Consider the following 16,715-nt stretch of genomic DNA (forward strand, 5'->3'; position numbering starts at 1 on the left):
CGAGTCAAAACGCGTCGAAAGGGCCGCCCTCACTGCACAGCGTGCCTGTGAGCGTTCACATGTCTATAAATACATGATTACAGTACATTCGTTAACACCGTTGACGAAGTTCGCGTGCCGCTGGTAGAGTGGTGTTGCCTGCCCGAGGTGAGGCGGGTTGCGCCTGACGGACTGAGCCTAACGGCCTGAGAGCCTGAGAGAGCGACATGCGATTTATCGACTTGCACCAGGGTTCTGCGACCGACCTCCGTACATCGCGGCGGGGCCTGGCCACGCTCGCCGCGCTGGCCGCGCTGTTGCTCAGCGCGTGCGCCGGTGACGATGGCAACTCGTTGAGCGGCGCGTCGGAGGGCGGCGCGGGAGGACCCGATGCGACGGGCGGGACGGGCGGCGCGGGCTCGCAATCGAGCGTGAACTCAGGCTCGGGCGCGGGCTCGGGTGCTGGCTCGCAGGCGAGCACGGGCGCGGATTCGGGCCCGGGCGCGGTCTCGGGTTCTGGAGGCGCCGGTGTCGGCGGCGGTCCGGACGACCATCCTGCGTACGACCACTGCGAGAGCGGGTACATGCCTCACCCGAGCGACTCGGATCCCAACATGAAGGATGGCCCGGCGGAGTTCTTTCCGCCCGGCAACAACGATCCGAACATCGTTGATACGACGGTGCAGCCCCAGGTCCTGGACTGGATGTATGAAAACAGGTGGCAGGACGCCCACGTCGAGTGGCACGCGATCCGCGCCTGCAACTTCGGTGGCGCCGGGAGCAAGGTGGGCATCTGCGACTTCAAGCAGCTGGTCCCGAAGGATCAGAACTGTCAGACCGCCGGCGACGGCTATCAGTTCCTCGTGTTTCACCGCCACATGATCCAGGCGCTGCAGCAGCTCTGGCCGAATCATAAAGAGCAGTTCACGGGCTTCACCAAGTTCCCGACCAAGGCGGAAGACGTGCCGCCCCAGTGGCGCTCCGCGTGGAAGAACTGGGACGCGGACGCCCTCGCCGCCGGGAAAATCGGCGATGAGATCGACAAGCCCGAGAACCTCGCGAGGTTCAAGGACGAAGGCGAGCTCGGCTTCTGGCTTCAGTGCAACGTGGGTCAGAAGCTGGCGGGGGCGGCCAGCATGCCGTGGGTGGGGCTCCACTTCGTGCTGCACGCCAAGTGGGCGCGGCCGGGCAACACGACGCACGGTGTGAACAACACCAGCGCGAACATCGACAATTACATGTTCTGGAAGCTCCACGGCTGGATCGACAACGTGTGGGAGAAGTACCGGCTCGCCAAGGGGTTGTTGCCGACGGACAAGAAGCTGAAGGACGATCTCGTCGCGCAGTGTCGCGAGATGGATACCGAGATCAAGATCATCAAGGACAACCTGGACCCCGAAGACGTCAGGGATCCCAATGCGCCTTTGCCGGTGGAGTCCGGGTACTTCCACGAGAAGGTGCGGCCCATCTTCGAGAGCGCGACGAACCTGTGCAGCGGCTGCCACGCCGAGTCGGGCGCCAATGCGGGGCTGTCGCTCGGTGGCCACCTCAGCTCCAGGGAGATCGTCGACGGTCTGGTCAACGTGCCCTCCCGCGACGGCGGCCAGTTCAAGCTCGTCGTCCCGGGCGACCCCGACCACAGCTGGCTCTACCTCAAGGCGGCCGGCAAGGCGGAGGGCGCGGGTTGCCAGCAGACCTCCACGGCGCAGTGCATCTCGGGCGTGATGCCGCCCAGCACGGGGGGGCCGACCGTCAGCCCGGCGCAGCTCGAGATCTTGCGTAAATGGATCGCGGACGGCGCCGCGGGACCGCCCTGATCCTGGCGAGCGCTCGAGGTCGGCGGGATCTGATCTGCCGACCTCGAGGGTGAAGCGCCAAGCTCGTCTCCGGCCGACATTGGGGGCTCCGGGAAGCCATCAGCGCCTTTCGCCCCGCACCCCGAGGCGTCAGAACATGCCTGGGGCGCTCCGCCTCCCTCCTGTCTAGCATTCCGCACCTCGATCTCCGCCGTGAGCGGCCGCGTCGCTTCTGCGGGCGCCGGCGCAGGGCACCGCGCTCGGTTCCGCGCCCACGGCAGGCCCCCGTGACCGAGGCGTTAACCAAGCTTCGCGCCGCGTTCTCCTACCTCCGAACGTGGCCGTTTACGTGGTCGTGGTCGTGGTCGTGGTCGTTAACGTGGTCGTGGTCGTGGTCGTTAACGTGGTCGTGGTCGTGGTCGTTAACGTGGTCGTGGTCGTGGTCGTGGTCGTCAACGATAGGCCGTGAACGGCCACGACCACGACCACGTAAACGTTCACGTTCACGTTCACGTTCACGTTCACGTTCAGGTTGGTGACCGATGGTGAGGTGAAGGGGGGGAGACCGACCCAGGCGAGTCCGTACTAGGGGCCCGGAGGCGGGTAAGTGTCTTCCTTCATCTCCTGGATCCAGCGCGAGACCACCTCCACTCCCGTCTCGTCGACCTTGTGCGTCCCGATCCGCGGCATCTGCCCTTCGAAGCCGCGGAGCACCTGGCGGGCGACAAGCAAGCTGCGCGACGGGTCTCCCGGCCGGATGTCGTACCAGTTGGCGGGGTCGGGGTTCGGGAGCCCCTCGTACTTCGCGTTTTCCGCGGGGCGCTTGTTGATGGCCGTCCGGGCGGCATCCGTGGCCATCACGCTGCCGAGCTCGCTCGCCTCGAGCCGCAGGTACAGGCCCGTCTTCTGGCCCGCCGACTCGGGCAGGTCGTTGTGACAGCTCACTCCGCAGTTGGCGTGAAGGTAACCGAGCGCCTGGCGCTCCACCTCGTTGCCCGGAATCGTGAGGGCCAGATTGCTCGCGTCCGCGATCACGCCGAGCTCGACCAGCGTCTCGGGCGAGAGCCCCTGGGCGCCGGAGCCGAGCATCAGCGCGTCCCAGCCGAGGACGTAATCGGCGCGTCCGACGTGGCACTCCTTGCACTGATCGCGGTTCGGCACCGTGTGGCCGGTGCCGTAGAGATCTTCCACACCGAAGTCGTTCTGCATCTGGATGGCCTGCTTCTCGTCCTCGGACCACACATAGCTCGTGTAGACCCAGCCGGCCGCCGTCTTGCGCAGGAGGCGAGTCTCCGCGAGGCGCAGCGCGCCGCCCGCGCCCGTCACGCTGAACTCCTTCCAGAACTGCGTCCCCTCGGGGTAGATGAACGCGTCCGGATTGCTGGTGTCCACGTGCTGCCCTTTCGGGATGGAAACGAAGCGCCGCTTCTTGGCGCCGTCGCTCCAGAGCTCCACGGCAGGCTTGTACTCGAGCACACCGCACGCGAGCTCGCGCTGATCGAAGTTCCCGTAGAGCCCCGTACAGCGCAGGTTCACCGGCAGAACGCCGTCGATGGGCGCAGCGCAGTCCACGTCGGTGGGCATCGCGAACTCCGCGCAGCTCGGGCCTCCACCGCCGCCTGCGCCGCCTGCGCCGCTCGCTTGCGCGCCCGATCCGCCGCTGCCGACCGTGGCGCCCGACCCCCCTTCGCCCTCGGGCTGCGCCTGCCCGCCGCCCGAGCTACATCCCGCCGCGAGCAGCAGCGCGCCGACGAGTGAACCGTTCCTCACGACATGAAAAAGCATGCGCGCAGTCTGCCACAGGAGAGGAGCGCTTGGGAGCGTGGAGTCACGCCTTCGCCATGCCGCATCGCGCATCGCCGCCCGCGCCGCGCGCTTCATCCGGTCAGCGGTCGTCTGCTGTCGGTGCTGTCGAAGGGATGTGAACGTCGATCAATCGACGATCGAGCGGGCTGCGCAGCGGCGGGTCCGACAGAGCCGATGAGGGCAGGGCGCCCCCTGAAAATGTGAACCTGTCGAATGGTCCACTCTTGCTGTACACCGCGCGTCCAGCGCTGGATCGTTCAGGGCCCGAACACCCGGCATCGTCTGTCCGCCGCGCTCTTGCGCCGCTCCGGCACCCATGCTCGCGGCCGCAGCGGGCGCGGTGCGGCCTCGGCAGCAGGCGCTGCTGACCGCGTGCTCGTGACGCAGCACCTGGCGCGCGAAATCCGGCCGAAGCGCGTGGAAATGCCTGGCACGGTGTGTGCGATCACGATGACCAACGACCAATGACCAACGACCAACGCCCACGACGACCGCGCGCGTCCGAGCCGCGACCCGGCACGGAGGGCGCGGCAGTGCGCCGCCTGGGCCGTCACCCCGCCGAGTGCGCCCGAGAACAACCTTTTCACGGAGCCGTCGCATGAGTGGTCTCAGTCTCGTCTTCGATACGCCCCAGCTCGCGCAGGACTACGAGGTGCGCAGCGCCGATCGGCAGTTCCGCCATGGAAAGCGGCTGATCGCCGAGCTCGGCGTCCGCCCCGGCGAGCACGTGCTCGACATCGGCAGCGGCACCGGGCTGCTCGCAGAGCATGTGGCGGGCCTCGTCGGGCCGACCGGCAAGGTGCTCGGGATCGACCCGCTGCCGCTGCGCGTGGAGATCGCCCAGCAGAAGGCGAAGGCGAACCTCTCCTTCCAGGTCGGCAACGCCTACGCGCTCGACGGCTTCCCCGCCGGCAGCTTCGATGTCGTGTACCTCAACGCCGTCTTCCACTGGCTCCCCGAGAAGACCGAGCCGCTGCGGCAGATCCACCGCCTGCTCAAGCCGGGGGGCCGGCTCGGGCTCACCACGGGCGCGAAGGATCACCCGAACCGCCTGCAGGCCATCAAGCGGGAGGTGCTCTCGCGGGAGCCCTACGCACGTTATCCGGAGTCCCGGGATGGGACGCCCCACTGGGTCACCGCCGTGGAGCTCGCCGGCTTGCTCGGGGGCGCCGGCTTCACCGTGCAGAAGATCGAGGCCCAGGAGAACGTGCACCATCAGCCGGACGGGCGCTCCGCCATCGCCTTCTCGCAGGCGAGCTCGTTCGGCAACTTCCTCGGCCACCTGCCCGAGTCGCTGCGCAGCCAGGCCATCGAGGACATCCAGCGCGAGCTCGAGGCCTTCCGTACGCCCGAGGGCATCCGGCTCGAGGGGAAGCGGCTCTTCGCTATCGCACACAAACCGGCGTCGCACTGAGCTGACAGGTCGATAGCCGACCCCTGCACCGCGACGCCATTCCAGCATCTTTATCGCTTTTCTCTGCCACGAGGAGAACTCCGCATGAGCGCCACACAGAACCACAGCAACAACGTCCTCGAGATCGTCCCCGTCGCCGGCCGGATCGGCGCGGAGGTGCGGGGCGTGCGCCTCAGCGCCGATCTCGACGCCACCACCGTGAGCGAGATCCGGAAAGCCTGGCTGCGACACAAGGTCATCTTCTTCAGGGGCCAGCACCACCTCGACGACGCCTCGCAGGAGGCGCTCACCACGCTGTTCGGCGCAAAGCCCGTCGCGCACCCGACGGTGCCCGTGGTCAATGGCACCGATTACATCCATGAGCTCGACTCGCGCGAGGGCGGACGCGCGAACTCCTGGCACACCGACGTCACGTTCGTGGACGCCTACCCGAGGGCCTCGATCCTCCGGGCGCTCGTGATCCCGGCGTACGGCGGCGATACGGTCTGGGCCAACACGGTCACCGCGTACCAGGATCTGCCGCCCGCGCTGCGCGCGCTCGCGGACACGCTGTGGGCGGTCCACAGCAACGAGTACGACTACCAGGGGCGGAAGCCGAACTCGTCGTCGGACGACCTGCGGCGCTTTCAGGAGGTGTTCACGTCGACCGTGTATGAGACCGAGCACCCCGTCGTGCGCGTTCACCCGGAGACAGGGGAGCGGTCGCTCGTGCTCGGCCACTTCGTCAAGCGGCTCGTCGGCGTCTCGTCCCACGACTCGGCGCACCTCTTCCAGGTGCTCCAGGAGCACGTCACGCGCCTCGAGAACACCGTCCGCTGGCGCTGGGCCGCGGGCGACGTGGCGGTCTGGGACAACCGCGCCACGCAGCACTACGCGATCAACGACTACGGCGATCAGGTCCGCGTTGTGCGCCGCGTGACGGTGGACGGGGACGCGCCCGTCAGCATCGACGGCAAGCGCAGCGTCACCCGCAAGAAGGCGCAGCGCGCCGCCGCCGCGAGGAGCGAGAGCGCCGGCGTCGCCGTGGCCGCGGCGAGCGCGTAGTCGCGCCGAGCCGGGGCGCGTCCGCGGGCGTCAGGGGATCCTTGACGGCCGCGGACGCGTGCGCTTCACCTGCGGCGGAGGAGTGCCCCGTGGGTCCAACAAGCAAGCGCGACGACGCTCGAGACGGAGCGCAGAGCACGGCGCACGTCGTGGTGATCATGCTGATCGTGGCCTTCGGCGTGCTCGCGCTGCCGTGGATGGTCCTCCGGAAGCTGGACGCCCGGACGCCGACGGGCGGCGTGGCGGCCTCCGGCGTCCCGGACGAGGACCTCGCCCAGGGCGGCAAGATCTATTATCGCTCGTGCGCCAATTGCCACCAGGCGAGGGGGGAGGGGAAGCCGGGCCGCTATCCGCCCCTCACCGGCTCCTCGTGGCTGCTCGAGGACAAGGAGACGCCGATCCGGATCACGCTGCTCGGCGCCGCCGGTACGATTGAGGTGAACGGCGCGCTCTACAACGACGTGATGCCCAACCTCGGCGTCACGCTGTCGGATGAGGACGTCGCGCTGGTGCTCACCTACGTCCGGTCGAGCTGGGGGAACAGCGCGCCCGCCATCACGCGGGACGAGGTCGCGAAGGTCCGCGCCTCGCTGGGAGATCGGATGGAGCCCTGGGCCGGCGGCGCGGCGCTGTCGGCGGCGCGGGAGACGCGCGTCCTGCACTGAGGAGCGCGGGCGATCGGAGCGGGCCGCCGGGCAGGCGCTTCCAGGCGCCGAGCGCGGTCACTCCCGAACGGGCTCCTGCAGATCCACCCCGAAGTGCTCGCGGTAGCCCCGCCGCGCGGCCTCGCGCAGCTCGTCGTCGCCGCGGCTGAACTGCTCCTCGAACGCCTGCGCGTACGCCTCGGGATCGACCTCCCGCGCGCCAGAGCGCAGCCTCTTGCCGGAGAGCGTCTCGAGGACGATCGTGGCCACCCGGTGCTCGGCGCCGCCGCGCGCCACGACGCCGAAGGGGAACAGGTGCACGAGCGTGAGCTGCGGCGGCGCGTCGCCGGCCGTCATCTCGGCGATGTACGCGGAGAACTCGCGGCTCACGCGGTCCTGCGCCTCGTCGGAGAAGCCGGCGAGCAGCTCGGTCACCGCGGGCGAGAGGGGAAGGTGAGGGCCGTCGATCTGATGCTGGAGCTCGTGCCGCTCGGTGCCGGCGAGCACGGCCCGCTCCAGCGTGGAGCCCAGGCGCTCGCGCAGCTTCGCGAGCGCTGCGTCGCAGCGCGCGAGGGCGCCGGCGTTGGCGCCGGCCGCGCCGTCCGCCGCCGCGTGGCACGTCGCGCCCTCCTGGTCGAACCGCTCGGCATACGACCGCACCTCGGAGCCGAGGACGAGCGCGAAGGGATCCTGATCGCGCGAGAAGCCGAGGTGGACGCGGGGCTCGCCCGTCATGGGCTCGACGAGGAGCGTCGCGAAGCGGTCGTCGCCGACGCGGTAGGCGTGGACCTCCTTCACCCGGTAAGGCGTGGTGTAGAAGCGCCGCGTGGCGCCGTCGGTCGAGACGCCGAGGTGGACGGACGCGTCCAGGTAGTACCCGAGGCCGGCGCGTCGCGCCGCGTCGTTGGCCTCGGCGACGAGGCGGCCGAACGCGCGGCCGGAGAGCTCGAGATCGTCCACCTGACCGGCCAGCGTCGCGAGCGCCGCGGCGACGTCCTTGCCGTCGGGCTGCGCCCTGGCGACCGCGAGCATCTCGCGGCTGCGCGCCCTGGTCAGCACCTGCGCCTCCGCGCCCGTGCCCTGCGCGTCGCGAGCGTGCGCGTCGCGGGCGATGCGCGCGCGCTCCCAGCTCGGCAAGAGCTCGCCGTACACCTTGTCCCATTCGGTCGTGGGCGCGCCGAGCCTCCAGTCGACGCCCTTCGGCGCGGGGCGGCCGAGCACGAGCAAGGCGCCGAGCAGCGCGGCGACCGACGCCGCGGCCGCGCCTGCCGCTGCGATCGGCCGCGCGCCGCCGCCGCCCGCGCTGGCCCCGATGCCTGGTTCCAGCTCGGCTTCGGGCACCATCACGCCGAGCGCGAGCACCTCGATCGCGGAGGCGAGCACCGCCACGACCGCGGCGAGCAGGAGGGCGAAGAAGGCGACGGCGCCCGCCTCGACGCCCCAGCCGCCCGAGAGGAACGCGCGGTACACGAAGAGCAGCATGAGGCCGGGCATGGCCCACACGGCCGCGATCGCGAGGCCAGGGTGCTCGCGCCGGGGCACGCGGCGCACGTAGGCGAGGCCCAGCAGGGCGATCGCGAGCGGGCCGAGCACGAACAGCAGGACCATGCCGTAGCCGAGCTGGAAGCGGGCGTCGGGCAGCGTGGCGACGAGCACGGCCGCGCGCGCGATCGTCTGCGCGGGGATCTCGCCGCGGGACGGCCAGAGATAGAAGACGAGCGCCGCGGCGACCGACGCGACGAGCAGGGCGCTGCCGCCCTTGCGCGCCTGCGCGTGGAAGCGCAGCACCACGCCCGCCGCGGTGAACGCGAAGACCGCGAGGAACGGGGCCGGCCGCGTCAGCAGGCTGTCCGGCAGCGGCAGCATGTCCCACGCGGAGCTCCGGCGGCCGATCCACACGGCGACGTTCATGGCCACGAACGCCGCGAGCACGGCGATCGCGCGCGACGTCGGCCGCTCGACGAGCAGGCCCGCGCGCCGCTCGGTGCGCGCGCCGAGGAAGAGCAGCCACAGGCCGGCGATCGCGGGCGCGAGCGCGGCGACCTGGGCGGCGGGCGCGAGCTCGGGGAGCACGCTCCACACGAAGATCCCGTGGCCGTGGGCGACCTCGTACGGCACCAGCGCCGACAGCGCGAGCGCGAGGCCGCTCCACAGGCAGCGCGCGCGCAAGCGCTCGGCCGACATGCGGTAGAACATCGCGGTCGCGGCGCTCTCGTCGCCGGGAGGAGCGGCGGCGTCCTGCGGCGGGGCGCTGGCGTTCTGCGGCGGGACGAGGGGCGCGCTCACGGCTCGACCGCCGCGCTCGCGATGCGCGAGATCGACCGCTTCTGCGGGAACACCGGGTCGCGGTACCGCACCTCGAACAGCACGCGCTTCCCATCGGCGGAGAACCGCGGCACCCGCTCCGCCGCGGAGCCCACCGTGAGCTTCTTGATCTCGCCCGTGGAGAGCGCCAGCACGGCGATGTCCGTACCGCCCGCGCCCCGCGTCTCGAACGCGACGCGCGCGGCGTCGGGCGAGAACGCGGGCCACGAAGCGCCGCCCGGGGCCGCGTACACCTTGCGGCGCCACGTCGCCGTGTCGATGACCGCGATCCCCGGCTCGTCGCCGTCGACGACGCACACGATCTTCGTCCCGTCGTTCGACGCCGCCGGGTTGCGCAGGTCCTCCCCGGGCTTCGCGCGGAACGGGCGCTCGATCGACAGCGGCTGCTTGCCCACGTCGACCACCGCGAGGTGCGGCGCGTCGTCCTCCGACGCGTCGGGCACGTAGACGAACACGAGCCTCGTCTCGTCGAGCCACGCGAACCCGCCGAGCGACTGATTCTCGGTGTGGAAGCCGAACACCTCCTTGCCGCCGTCGGTGTCGAGCACCATCAGATCGGCCTGCGCGCCCGCCTCCGGGCGATCGTAGACCGCCACGAACCTGCCGCCGGGGGCGAGCTTGGGGTCGACGAACCGGTGCTCCGGGTCGACGCGCACGCGCTTGCTCTGCCCGGATCGGTCGACGACCGTGATCGTCTTCGCCCAGCCGAAGAAGTCCTCCACCAGCGCGGCCCGGTCGCCGTCGCGCTGCGACGACGGATACGAGTACACGTGATAGCCCCTCCACATCGGCTTGACCGCGCCGGGATCCGTGGTCGGGACGGCCGGCTGATCGAGCGGCCGCCACTCGACCGTTTCCAGCGCTTCGCTGCGGGCGAGGTCCCTCGACCTCACCGAGTGGAACACCGAGACATCGGCCGTCTTGACGAAATACCCGCCCTCGGCCGTGCCCACGAGCAGGTCCTCCGCCGCCTGGGGCGACAGGAACGTCACGCGCCCCTGCTCCTCGGCCTCGACCTCCTTCGCGCGGGCGGCGTATGCGGCGGCGGCCCGGTCGAGGTTCGCGGCGCGGTCCTTCACGAACCTCCGCGCCGACGCCAGCCGCTCCAGCAGCTTGATGTCCGATCCCTCCGTGATCTCGCGCACCGAGGGGTGGTCCATGAGCTGCGCGATCACCGCGTCGAGCGCCTGGGACGCCATGGAGTTCGCGAGCAGCGCCATCGCGCGGTCCTTCTTCGTCGCCCCGGAGTAGCCGCGGATCCGCCCCTCGGTCGATGTGCCCTTGTCGAGGGACGTGAGCGTCACCGGCGCGTCGACCCGGAGCTCGAAATACCCCTCCTTGACCGGGTGCTCCACGATCTCGGGCGCGAGGCGCGCCTCGATGATGAAGCCGGCGCCGAGCGCCTTCGCGGCCTCCTTCGGGTCCTTGGCGCTCTCGAGCGCCTTCATCACCTTCGGGTCGCCGCCCTTCACGGGATCGAACCCGAGCTCCGCGAGGTGCTCGCCGAGCTCGTCGGCGAGCCTCGCCGCGGGCTGCGACCCCTCCCACCAGGTCCCGTCGAGATCGATCGCCACGAGGATGCGCAGCGGATCGGCCGTGGTCATCGAGCGGAAGGCGAGGAGGCCCGCCGCCGCGATCACGAGGCCGAGCACCGCGAAGACCGGCCAGAGCCTGCGCTTCGGCACGAGCGCCTCGAGCGACTCCGGCGGTTCGGCCTCGGGGGCGGGGGGCTGCGCGTCGGTCGGGGGTCGAGGCTCCTCCATGGAAAGGGACGTGCCCTATCCGCGAGAGGGCGTAAAGCTGCGTGAATGTGGCGTGGATGGGGGTGGCTCGGCCGCGCTGTCTGAGGGTCACGCGGCCCTTACGCCGGTCTGGCGACGCTGCATGAACAGGAGCGGAGGCGCCGATCTGGGAGGGCGCGCCGCCTTCGGGATCGTCACCCCCCATGACTGCCCGACCATACTCCGCCGGGGCAGCGACTTGAAAACGTCTTGAATTCCGGGGAGGCATGCGGCGTGCAAGGCGCGCCCAGACCTGCTCTTCCTCAACGAGGTGCCTGATGAACACCGCACATGCTTTTCGCCGCACGCTTGCATATCGCCTCTTCGCCCTGCTCGCGCTCCCCGCTGCGGGTGGCGCGACCGGCTGCGTCACCGCCACGAGCAGCTGCCCCGATAATCCGGAGCCCATCTCCAAGGTTGCCTGTTTCGCGTGGCCGCAGGACGGCGCGGGGGGCGCCGGAGAGGCCGGCGGCGCTGGGGGGGCCGGCGGCGCAGGTGGCGCAGGCGCCGGCGGGAGCGAGCCTGTCGCGTGCCCCTCGCGGCCGGAAGCGCAGGAGATCCTCAATCAGTCCGCCTTCGGATCTCACAGCGTCAAGAGCGATGGATCCTTGGAGGACGGGCAGTGCTGCTATCAGACGTACTTCATCCCGATGTGCGAGGGGCGCCCGTACCTCGTCGAAGAGGCAGCGCGAACAGCGCCGTTCGTCCGCGCCCGCGGGAGCGCCGGCTGGGGCGCGGCGGAGGCCCTGACGCCGCGGATCGATCATCTCAGCGCGGACCTGCGGGAGGCGCTGGCCGCGGCGTGGACGAGCGACGCGCTCTTCGAGCACGCATCCGTGGCCTCGTTCGGCCGCTTCGCGCTCGAGCTGCTCGCCGCGGGCGCGCCGGCCGATCTCGTGGAGGAGGCGCACCGCGCGGCGCTCGACGAGGCCCGCCACGCGCGCCTCTGCTTCGCCCTCGCGAGCGCCTATGCGGGCGAGACGCTCGCGCCCGGCGCGTTTCCCTTCGACGGGCGGGTGGAGGTCGAGGCAGATCTCGCGTCGATCGCGGCGCGCGCCGCGAAGGAGGGCTGCATCGGCGAGACCATCGCGGCGGTGGTCGCGGCCGAGGAGCTCGGCGCCGCGGAGGACCCGGCGGTGCGGAGCGCGCTCGCGATCATCGCGGCGGACGAAGCGCGGCACGCGGAGCTCGCGTGGGGCACGGTGGCGTGGGCGATCCGCGCGGGCGGCGAGCGCGTGCGCGCGGCGGTGGAAGAGGTGTTCGCGGGGCTCGGGCGCGCGGAGCTCGGGGGAGGCGACAGCGCAGGAGGTGCGCAGCTCGCGGCGCACGGGCGGTTCGGCGCCGCGGCGCGCGGCGAGGCGGCCGCGCGTGCGATCGAGGAGATCGTGCGGCCGGCGTCGAGGTTGCTCCTGGCAGGACGCCCGTACGAAGCTGCCCAGAGCGCGATGACGGCTTGAGGGCAGGGGCCCTTCCGCTCGCCCTGGCCACGCGATACGCTCCCTCTCCGCCATGAAGGAAGCGCATCTCGTGACCGGGGCGACGGGGTTTATCGGCGGCGCGCTCGTCCTGGAGCTGCTGCGGCGGACCGATGACGACATCGTGGCGATGGTCCGACCGGGCGACACCGGGGCGGTCGAGAGGTTCCGCCAGTCCATCCATCACGCTGCAAGCCTCTACGAAGCGACCGATGTGCTCGCGAAGCTCGACAGGTGCCGTGTCGTCGCCGGTGACGTCGTCGAGCAAGACTGCGGCATCCGCGAGCCGATCGGTGATCGCGTCGCGCAGGTGTGGCATGTGGCCGCATCGCTGCAATACGAGAATCGTCACGTGGACGTCATCAGGGCGACCAACGTGGAAGGCACCCGCCGCGTCCTCGCCCTCGCGGGGCAGCTCGGGGCGGGGACGTTCAATTACATCAGCACGGCGTACGTTGCAGGGCGCGCGACGGGGGCGATCCCCGAGGTGCGGAGCCGCGGCAACGCGACCAACAACCACTACGAGCAGAGCAAGATCGACGCCGAGACGCTCGTCGCCTCCTGGGCGAACGGGCGCATTCGTATCTTTCGCCCCAGCATCGTGGTGGGGCACAGCCGCACGCTCGGAGCGACCTCGTTTTCGGGCTGTTATGGCTTCTTTCGCCAGCTCGTGCAGTTCCGCGGGATGATCGAGCGCACCCAGAAGGGCTTGCTGTCGCGATCTCCCGTGCGGATGAGGGTCGACCCCGACGGCGACCTGAACCTCGTTCCGGTCGATGCGGTCGTCCAGGAGGCCGTCGGGATCGCCCTCCAGGACGCGTGCGAGGGTGTGTTTCATCTGACGCATCCATTCCCATGGAAGACCGGCGCGACGGTGCGCGCGATGTTCGAGCTGCTGGGTATGCACGCGCCCATCTTCATCAACCGGCGTGACGACTTCTCCTGGCTCGACCAGCAGCTCGACAAGCGGATGGATTTCTACGGTTCGTACATCATCGGTCACAAGCATTTCGAGCGAATCCGGACGGACGCGGCGCTCCGGGGGCACGAGCGTTTCGCGTACGCCGAGGTGCCCCTCGTGGCGCTCTGCCAGTGGTACCTCGAGATCCTCGAAGCGACGCGCAAGAACCTCCCGGTGGCACGCTGACATGAGCGCGCTAGGGCCGCTCTTCATCGTGGGGACGGGGCGTTGTGGGTCGACCATGCTGTCGAACCTCGTGCGCCGACATCCGGACCTGCTGAGCATCTCCGAGTTTTTCTCGGCGACCACCGACCTCGGTGGACGGATCTCCCTGTGTTTCCCGGACCATCCGATCGAGGCGGACGAGCTCTGGCGGATCGTCGCGGGCATTCAACCCAAGCTGACGACGATGCGGCGCCACGACGTCATGATGGACGAGGTGCTGTATCGGCCGGCGGCGCTGCCATGTTTCGGGGGCGTACCGGGTGTGCCGGCCATCCTGGAGACCGCGCTTCCGCATCTGTGCGACGAACCGGAGGCGCTGTTCGCCGACCTCGAGCGCTTCGTCTCCACCCTGCCCGTGGCGCCGGTCGGCCAGCACTATCAGCAGGTGTTCGGGTTCCTCGCTCACCGCTTCGGCAAGCGAACCTGGGTCGAACGTTCCGGGGGCTCGTTGCGGCTGGTTCGCCGGCTGATCAAGAACTTTCCCGACGCTCGCTTCGTGCATCTGGTGCGCGATGGCCGCACCTGCGCGATCTCGATGAGCCGTCACCTCGGGTTTCGCATGGCGTTGATCGCGGTTCAGCTGACCGAGATCCTCGGCGTCGACCCGTGGGAATCGAGGGACCGCGCCTACGTGGACGACGTGCCCGAGGAGCTGCTCCCGTTCTTGCCCGAGCGCTTCGATCGCGAGGCCTTCCTGCGTTACGAGACGCCGCTGCCGCTGTGCGGCCATTACTGGTCCGGCGAGATCGTGACAGGGCTCGACGAGCTCTCGGGCGTCGCGCCCGGGCGGCTCTTGACGCTCCGTTACGAGGACTTCGGTCGAGCGCCGCGCCCGACCATCGCTCGCCTGATGGAGTTCATCGGGGTCGACGTCGATGACGCCTGGATCGAGCGCATGGCGGGCATCGTGCGACCGGCGCGCTCGCGCTTCACCGAGCTCGCGCCCGGAGAGCGACGCGCGTTGATGGACGCGTGTCAGCCGGGTTTCGCCGCGCTCGCGGAGCTGTATTCCACCGAGCTCGCGGAGGCGGCCGCGGGCGAGGTGCCAGCCTGATCGCCGCGTGTGGAACGACGGCAACACCCGGCCTTTTCAGCGTATCTATTTTGCGTCTCCCAGCACGATTCCGGCAGGCGGAAGTCTGTGCCCTGGGCGGAGACTGCGGATCCTGCTGCATGGACGCGCTCCCCTGAATTCGGCGCGTCCGCTGCGATCTCGCTCATTTCGGGGAGAGGTGTCGTCGTCATAGGCTCGGCGCGCGACCCCGGCAACCGTCTTGCATAGCCCCGCCGGTCGCAGGAGGCACAATGAAAGCTCGCTTCGGCGCGGGGCTCACCGCGCTCGTCGCCATGATTGCGGCCATCGCCGGGTGCACGGTGCTCGACGGTTATGACGATCTCCCGTGGGACGACACCCAGGGTTTACCGGACTCCCCGACGCGAGATCCATCCCCCAAGGTCTCCGCGGTGCCGCCTCCCCCGATCAGCGGCGGGACGCTCCTTGTGACCACCGACAAGGCGTTTGCCATTGCGGCGGATCCGGACCGCGACAGGATCTCCATCGTCGATCTCGTCAGGTCCAGGGTGCACGGGATCCTCCCCCTGGAGAAGGACGACGAGCCCGGGCGTGTGGTCGAGGGGGCGGCTGGCTCCGTTCATGTGGCGCTCCGCCGCGGGGGCGCGGTGGTCACGATCGATCTCGCGACCAAGAAGATGCACCGCAGGCCCGTGTGCCCCGCGCCCCGCGGGCTCGCGTATGACGCGTCGACAGACCTGCTTCACGTCGCGTGCGCGGGCGGCGAGCTCGTGACGCTCTCCTGGGACGTCGCGGCCCCGCCGGTCCGCGAGCTCCGCCTCGACGGCGACCTGCGCGACGTGGTCGTCGAGGGGGACTCGCTCCTCGTGAGCCGCTTCCGGTCCGCCGAGCTCCTGGTGGTCGCGAAGGACGGGACCGTTGTCGAGCGCATCAGGCCGCTGGCGTACATCCCGGGTGCGCTGTACGACGGCGCGAACGACACGCGCGAGTTCGCGCCGGCGGTGGCGTGGAGGACAGTCCCGCTGCCTGGGGGCGGTGTGGCCATGGTGCACCAGCGCGCCCTCGTCACGCCCATCGAACCTGCGGGGGCCGGCAGCTACTACTCGACGGATTGCAGACAGAGCGTGATCCATACGGCGGTGACCGTCACGCGACCGTTGCCCAGCGAGGGCCATCCGTCGGACCTTGTGCTGTCCAGGCATGGTGTGGGCGGCATCGGGGTAGGGGTGCTCCCGGTCGACATCGCTGTGTCGCCGGATGGGCTCAGCGTGGCGATCCTGCAGGCGGGCAGCCGCGATCTCGTCGTGACGCCGCTCGAGACCCTCGAGCGGGAGGACGGGATCGAACGCTGCGCGCTCGCCCCCGACCAGGACCGCCCCTTTATCGGCCCCAGCGGCGAGCCCATCGCCGTCAGCTACTTCGGAGCGAACAAGCTGCTCGTGCAGCTACGGGAGCCGCCGGGCATCCTGAAGGTCTCAGCCCTCGACGGCGTGAAGTTCGGCATGATCGAGCTTCCCGGTGAGAGCCGGCTCGACGATGCCCATGCCCTCTTCCACGGCAACCGCGGTGGAGCCCTCTCCGTCACCTGCGCGTCCTGCCACCCGGAGGGGCATGAAGATGGTCGTGTATGGAACTTCCAGCCCGCCGGACCGCGCCGCACACAATCCGTGTCAGGCGGCGTCCTCGCGACGATGCCGTTTCACTGGGACGGTGACCTGGGATACTTCACGGGCTTCATGGAGGAGGTGTTCGTGAAGCGGATGGGCGGCTCGCTTCCGGACGGCGAGCACCTCGACGCGTTCGCGGCGTGGCTCGACACGATCAAGGCCCTGCCCCGGTCGAAGCCGGCCGACGAGGACGCCGCCGCGCGCGGCGAGGCGCTCTTCAACGACCCGACCCTGGCGTGCGCGACGTGCCATTCCGGCGAGACGCTCACAAACAACCAGACCGTCGACGTGGGCACGGGCAAGCCCTTCCAGGTGCCCTCGCTCCGCGGGCTCGCGGCGCGCGCTCCGTACATGCACGACGGCTGCGCCGCGACGCTCCACGACCGCTTCGGCCCGTGCGGTGGAGGGGACCGACACGGCGTCACCTCGGTGCTCGCGCCGGCTCAGATCGACGATCTCGTCGCGTACATCGAGACGCTCTGACCCGATGGCTCCCGGCCCGCGCCGGGCGCCAGTCGCACCGCCGCGAAGCGCCCGGCCTTGGGGGCGACGTGCCGAGGAGCTA

At 70.2% G+C, this 16,715-nt stretch carries 12 protein-coding genes; 9 read left to right on the forward strand and 3 right to left on the reverse strand.

Going from position 1 to position 16,715, the window contains the following annotated elements; all coding sequences use genetic code 11:
* Positions 1-206: 206 nt before the first annotated feature.
* Both POL72_RS25995 and POL72_RS26000 read left to right on the forward strand, forming a co-directional pair.
* Positions 207-1,796 carry a hypothetical protein gene (locus POL72_RS25995; RefSeq protein ID WP_272098261.1) on the forward strand — a complete coding sequence of 530 codons (1,590 nt, stop codon included), beginning with the start codon at positions 207-209 and terminating at the stop codon, positions 1,794-1,796.
* 316 nt (positions 1,797-2,112) lie between these two features.
* The gene (locus POL72_RS26000; RefSeq protein WP_272098262.1) at positions 2,113-2,244 is read left to right on the forward strand and encodes a hypothetical protein; all 132 of its coding nucleotides are present in this window, start codon (positions 2,113-2,115) and stop codon (positions 2,242-2,244) included.
* A gap of 116 nt (positions 2,245-2,360) precedes the next feature.
* On the opposite strand, the gene POL72_RS26005 is transcribed toward POL72_RS26000, so the two are convergent.
* The gene (locus tag POL72_RS26005; protein ID WP_272098263.1) at positions 2,361-3,545 is read right to left on the reverse strand and encodes a hypothetical protein; all 1,185 of its coding nucleotides are present in this window, start codon (positions 3,543-3,545) and stop codon (positions 2,361-2,363) included.
* 634 nt (positions 3,546-4,179) lie between these two features.
* On the opposite strand from POL72_RS26005, the gene POL72_RS26010 reads away from it, so the two are divergent.
* The 3 genes from POL72_RS26010 to POL72_RS26020 all read left to right on the forward strand — a co-directional run bounded on the left by POL72_RS26010 (position 4,180) and on the right by POL72_RS26020 (position 6,704).
* Positions 4,180-4,995 carry a class I SAM-dependent methyltransferase gene (locus POL72_RS26010; RefSeq protein ID WP_272098264.1) on the forward strand — a complete coding sequence of 272 codons (816 nt, stop codon included), beginning with the start codon at positions 4,180-4,182 and terminating at the stop codon, positions 4,993-4,995.
* Between the two features lie 84 nt (positions 4,996-5,079).
* Complete coding sequence (locus POL72_RS26015) at positions 5,080-6,039, forward strand: TauD/TfdA dioxygenase family protein (protein ID WP_272098265.1); 960 nt, start codon at positions 5,080-5,082, stop codon at positions 6,037-6,039.
* A gap of 89 nt (positions 6,040-6,128) precedes the next feature.
* Positions 6,129-6,704: a c-type cytochrome gene (locus POL72_RS26020; RefSeq protein ID WP_272098266.1), complete on the forward strand. Its 576-nt coding sequence runs from the start codon at positions 6,129-6,131 to the stop codon at positions 6,702-6,704.
* A 57-nt stretch (positions 6,705-6,761) separates the two neighbouring features.
* Here the strand turns inward: POL72_RS26020 and POL72_RS26025 are convergent, their stop codons facing one another.
* Together POL72_RS26025 and POL72_RS26030 are read right to left on the reverse strand one after the other, a co-directional pair.
* Positions 6,762-8,969, reverse strand: a complete 2,208-nt coding sequence (locus POL72_RS26025) for a hypothetical protein (RefSeq protein ID WP_272098267.1) — start codon at positions 8,967-8,969, stop codon at positions 6,762-6,764.
* Positions 8,966-10,771 (reverse strand): TolB family protein, encoded by a 1,806-nt coding sequence (locus tag POL72_RS26030; RefSeq protein ID WP_272098268.1) that lies wholly within the window; start codon positions 10,769-10,771, stop codon positions 8,966-8,968. Before POL72_RS26030 ends, POL72_RS26025 begins: the two co-directional genes overlap by 4 nt.
* A 296-nt stretch (positions 10,772-11,067) precedes the next feature.
* On the opposite strand from POL72_RS26030, the gene POL72_RS26035 reads away from it, so the two are divergent.
* From POL72_RS26035 to POL72_RS26050, 4 genes are all read left to right on the forward strand, one after another.
* A complete protein-coding gene (locus tag POL72_RS26035) occupies positions 11,068-12,246 on the forward strand; it encodes a ferritin-like domain-containing protein (RefSeq protein ID WP_272098269.1) in 1,179 nt (392 codons plus the stop codon).
* 52 nt (positions 12,247-12,298) lie between these two features.
* On the forward strand, positions 12,299-13,411 hold the full coding sequence (locus POL72_RS26040; RefSeq protein ID WP_272098270.1) for an SDR family oxidoreductase: 1,113 nt from the start codon (positions 12,299-12,301) through the stop codon (positions 13,409-13,411).
* A gap of 1 nt (position 13,412) precedes the next feature.
* Positions 13,413-14,504, forward strand: a complete 1,092-nt coding sequence (locus tag POL72_RS26045; protein WP_272098271.1) for a sulfotransferase — start codon at positions 13,413-13,415, stop codon at positions 14,502-14,504.
* Between the two features lie 251 nt (positions 14,505-14,755).
* Positions 14,756-16,633, forward strand: coding sequence for a c-type cytochrome (locus tag POL72_RS26050; protein WP_272098272.1), 1,878 nt, complete (start codon positions 14,756-14,758; stop codon positions 16,631-16,633).
* Positions 16,634-16,715 lie beyond the last annotated feature (82 nt).

Source organism: Sorangium aterium (assembly GCF_028368935.1).
Lineage (GTDB): Bacteria > Myxococcota_A > Polyangia > Polyangiales > Polyangiaceae > Sorangium > Sorangium atrum.